Annotated in this window: 3 rRNA genes; all 3 read left to right on the top strand. The window is 55.6% G+C overall.

Features of this window, described 5'->3' with window-relative positions:
- Positions 1 to 1,342, top strand: a 16S ribosomal RNA gene (locus ABZ477_RS19045); the annotation flags it as partial.
- Between the two features lie 389 nt (positions 1,343 to 1,731).
- Positions 1,732 to 4,834, top strand: a 23S ribosomal RNA gene (locus tag ABZ477_RS19050).
- A gap of 108 nt (positions 4,835 to 4,942) precedes the next feature.
- Positions 4,943 to 5,059, top strand: a 5S ribosomal RNA gene (rrf, locus tag ABZ477_RS19055).
- The last annotated feature ends 50 nt before the right edge of the window (positions 5,060 to 5,109 follow it).

Here is a 5,109-nt window from a genome sequence, read left to right on the forward strand (position 1 = left end):
AGCTGCGAAGGCATCTTCAGCAGTTGGAAAGAATTTCGGTCAGGGATGAGCTCGCGGCCTATCAGCTTGTTGGTGAGGTAACGGCTCACCAAGGCGTCGACGGGTAGCCGGCCTGAGAGGGTGACCGGCCACACTGGGACTGAGACACGGCCCAGACTCCTACGGGAGGCAGCAGTGGGGAATATTGCACAATGGGCGCAAGCCTGATGCAGCAACGCCGCGTGAGGGACGACGGCCTTCGGGTTGTAAACCTCTTTTAGCAGGGAAGAAGCGAAAGTGACGGTACCTGCAGAAAAAGCACCGGCTAACTACGTGCCAGCAGCCGCGGTAATACGTAGGGTGCAAGCGTTATCCGGAATTATTGGGCGTAAAGAGCTCGTAGGCGGTTTGTCGCGTCTGCTGTGAAAACCCGAGGCTCAACCTCGGGCCTGCAGTGGGTACGGGCAGACTAGAGTGCGGTAGGGGAGATTGGAATTCCTGGTGTAGCGGTGGAATGCGCAGATATCAGGAGGAACACCGATGGCGAAGGCAGATCTCTGGGCCGTAACTGACGCTGAGGAGCGAAAGGGTGGGGAGCAAACAGGCTTAGATACCCTGGTAGTCCACCCCGTAAACGTTGGGAACTAGTTGTGGGGTCCATTCCACGGATTCCGTGACGCAGCTAACGCATTAAGTTCCCCGCCTGGGGAGTACGGCCGCAAGGCTAAAACTCAAAGGAATTGACGGGGACCCGCACAAGCGGCGGAGCATGCGGATTAATTCGATGCAACGCGAAGAACCTTACCAAGGCTTGACATATAGAGGAAACGTCTGGAAACAGTCGCCCCGCAAGGTCTCTATACAGGTGGTGCATGGTTGTCGTCAGCTCGTGTCGTGAGATGTTGGGTTAAGTCCCGCAACGAGCGCAACCCTCGTTCTATGTTGCCAGCACGTAATGGTGGGAACTCATGGGATACTGCCGGGGTCAACTCGGAGGAAGGTGGGGATGACGTCAAATCATCATGCCCCTTATGTCTTGGGCTTCACGCATGCTACAATGGCCGGTACAAAGGGCTGCAATACCGTGAGGTGGAGCGAATCCCAAAAAGCCGGTCCCAGTTCGGATTGAGGTCTGCAACTCGACCTCATGAAGTCGGAGTCGCTAGTAATCGCAGATCAGCAACGCTGCGGTGAATACGTTCCCGGGTCTTGTACACACCGCCCGTCAAGTCATGAAAGTCGGTAACACCTGAAGCCGGTGGCCCAACCCTTGTGGAGGGAGCCGTCGAAGGTGGGATCGGTAATTAGGACTAAGTCGTAACAAGGTAGCCGTACCGGAAGGTGCGGCTGGATCACCTCCTTTCTAAGGAGCATCTGGCACCTACGGGTGTCCAGGCGCCGGTTCTGAGCGAATGTCTCAGCCGGTCAGCTCATGGGTGGAACATTTGACGGGGCTCTCATCGGGAGATCTCGGGTCTAGTACGCAGCTTTGCTGTTGGAACGGCCTGGGGTGGACGGGTGGGGGCATGCACGCTGTTGGGTCCTGAGGGACCGGATGTGCTCTTCGGAGCCGACCGACTCTCAGGGCCTTTTCTGCGCCGGCTTGTTTGGCTGGTGGCGGGGAGGGTACCGCCCGTACTTTGAGAACTACACAGTGGACGCGAGCATCTTAGAGATGACTCGAAAGAGTCATTTCACAGATGATCTTTTAGATCATTAGTCAATTTCGATTGACGATTCAAACTCATGTGATTTCAAGTCTTTAAGAGCAAACGGTGGATGCCTTGGCATCTGGAGCCGAAGAAGGACGTAGCAATCTGCGATAAGCCTCGGGGAGTGGATAAGCACACTTTGATCCGAGGATTTCCGAATGGGGAAACCCCGCTGGGCGGCGTGCCGACCCAGTGACTCCCGCCTGAATATATAGGGCGGGTAGAGGGAACGTGGGGAAGTGAAACATCTCAGTACCCACAGGAAGAGAAAGCAACCGCGATTCCGTTAGTAGTGGCGAGCGAAACCGGAACAGGCTAAACCGAGTACGTGTGATATCCGGCAGGAGTTGCGTATTCGGGGTTGTGGGACTTTTCTGGCTGTTCTGCCGAGCAGCCGGCGTTACAAGAAGGTATAGACGAACGGCATTGAAAGGCCGGTCATAGAGGGTGCCAACCCCGTAGTCGAAATGCCTCTCTTGACGCGAAGAGTATCCCAAGTAGCACGGGGCCCGAGAAATCCCGTGTGAATCTGTCAGGACCACCTGATAAGCCTAAATACTCCCAGATGACCGATAGCGGACAAGTACCGTGAGGGAAAGGTGAAAAGTACCCCGGGAGGGGAGTGAAATAGTACCTGAAACCGTTTGCTTACAAACCGTTGGAGCCTCCTTGGTAGGGGTGACAGCGTGCCTTTTGAAGAATGAGCCTGCGAGTTAGCGATACGTGGCGAGGTTAACCCGAGTGGGGTAGCCGTAGCGAAAGCGAGTCTGAATAGGGCGATTCAGTCGCGTGTCCTAGACCCGAAGCGAAGTGATCTATCCATGGCCAGGCTGAAGCGACGGTAAGACGTCGTGGAGGGCCGAACCCACTTAGGTTGAAAACTGAGGGGATGAGCTGTGGATAGGGGTGAAAGGCCAATCAAACTTCGTGATAGCTGGTTCTCTCCGAAATGCATTTAGGTGCAGCGTTGCGTGTTTCTTGCCGGAGGTAGAGCTACTGGATGGCCGATGGGCCCCACCAGGTTACTGACGTCAGCCAAACTCCGAATGCCGGTAAGTGAGAGCGCAGCAGTGAGACTGTGGGGGATAAGCTTCATAGTCGAGAGGGAAACAACCCAGACCACCAACTAAGGTCCCTAAGCGCGTGCTAAGTGGGAAAGGATGTGGAGTTGCTCAGACAACCAGGAGGTTGGCTTAGAAGCAGCCACCCTTGAAAGAGTGCGTAATAGCTCACTGGTCAAGTGATTCCGCGCCGACAATGTAACGGGGCTCAAGCACGCCACCGAAGTTGTGGCATTGACATTATTGGTAGGCCTTCGTGGTCCAGCCGTGTTGATGGGTAGGAGAGCGTCGTGTCGCGAGTGAAGCGGCGGGGTGACCCAGCCGTGGACGCGACACGAGTGAGAATGCAGGCATGAGTAGCGAAAGACGTGTGAGAAACACGTCCTCCGAAAGACCAAGGGTTCCAGGGTCAAGCTAATCTTCCCTGGGTAAGTCGGGACCTAAGGCGAGGCCGACAGGCGTAGTCGATGGACAACGGGTTGATATTCCCGTACCGGCGAAGAACCGCCCCAATCAATCCAGTGGTGCTAAGTGCCCGAATCCTCTTTCTCAACCCTTCGGGGAGCGGATCGAGGGCTAGCGCACGACCCCATGCTGGTGCGGTTAGCGTATTAACAGGTGTGACGCAGGAAGGTAGCCCAACCCGGGCGATGGTTGTCCCGGGGCAAGTGCGTAGGCCGAGCGATAGGCAAATCCGTCGCTCATACAGGCTGAGACACGATGCGGATGAAAAGTGGGTGATCCTATGCTGCCGAGAAAAGCATCGACGCGAGGTTCCAGCCGCCCGTACCCCAAACCGACTCAGGTGGTCAGGTAGAGAATACCGAGGAGATCGAGAGAATCGTGGTTAAGGAACTCGGCAAAATGCCCCCGTAACTTCGGGAGAAGGGGGGCCTTCGGCGTATTAGGACTTGCTCCGAAAGCGTTTGGAGGCCGCAGAGACTAGTGGGTAGCGACTGTTTACTAAAAACACAGGTCCGTGCCAAGTCGCAAGACGATGTATACGGACTGACGCCTGCCCGGTGCTGGAAGGTTAAGAGGACGGGTTAGCCGCAAGGCGAAGCTCAGAATTTAAGCCCCAGTAAACGGCGGTGGTAACTATAACCATCCTAAGGTAGCGAAATTCCTTGTCGGGTAAGTTCCGACCTGCACGAATGGCGTAACGACTTCCCAACTGTCTCAACCGCGAACTCGGCGAAATTGCATTACGAGTAAAGATGCTCGTTACGCGCAGCAGGACGGAAAGACCCCGTGACCTTTACTACAGCTTGGTATTGGTGTTCGGTGTGGCTTGTGTAGGATAGGTGGGAGACTTTGAAGCATGGACGCCAGTTCATGTGGAGTCATTGTTGAAATACCACTCTGGTCACTCTGGATGTCTAACTTAGAACCGTAATCCGGTTCAGGGACAGTGCCTGGTGGGTAGTTTAACTGGGGCGGTTGCCTCCCAAAAAGTAACGGAGGCGCCCAAAGGTTCCCTCAACCTGGTTGGCAATCAGGTGTCGAGTGTAAGTGCACAAGGGAGCTTGACTGTGAGACTGACAGGTCGAGCAGGGACGAAAGTCGGGACTAGTGATCCGGCAGTGGCTTGTGGAAGCGCTGTCGCTCAACGGATAAAAGGTACCTCGGGGATAACAGGCTGATCTTGCCCAAGAGTCCATATCGACGGCATGGTTTGGCACCTCGATGTCGGCTCGTCGCATCCTGGGGCTGGAGTAGGTCCCAAGGGTTGGGCTGTTCGCCCATTAAAGCGGTACGCGAGCTGGGTTTAGAACGTCGTGAGACAGTTCGGTCCCTATCCGCTGCGCGCGTAGGAAGTTTGAGAGGATCTGACCCTAGTACGAGAGGACCGGGTTGGACGAACCTCTGGTGTGTCAGTTGTTCCGCCAGGAGCACCGCTGATTAGCTACGTTCGGGATGGATAACCGCTGAAAGCATCTAAGCGGGAAGCCGGCCTCAAGATGAGACTTCCATGCCTTCGGGCGAGAGGCTCCCAGCCAGACTACTGGGTTGATAGGCCGGATGTGGAAGCGTGGCAACACGTGAAGCTGACCGGTACTAATAAGCCGATGACTTGATAACACCCTCGTTTGAACGAGATGCGCGCGTCCACTGAGTGGTTCTCGATGTACGGTCGAGAACCGCATGACAATTGACTTTTGTTATGCACGATTGAAACATCAATAGTGTTTCGGCGGCCATAGCGAGAGGGAAACGCCCGGTCCCATTCCGAACCCGGAAGCTAAGCCTCTCAGCGCCGATGGTACTGCAGGGGGGACCCTGTGGGAGAGTAGGACACCGCCGGACTTCTTTCGAGAAATGGCCACCCAACGCTGGGTGGCCATTTCACGTTAACG

It is taken from the genome of Microbacterium sp. NPDC019599, assembly GCF_040632175.1.
GTDB lineage: Bacteria > Actinomycetota > Actinomycetes > Actinomycetales > Microbacteriaceae > Microbacterium.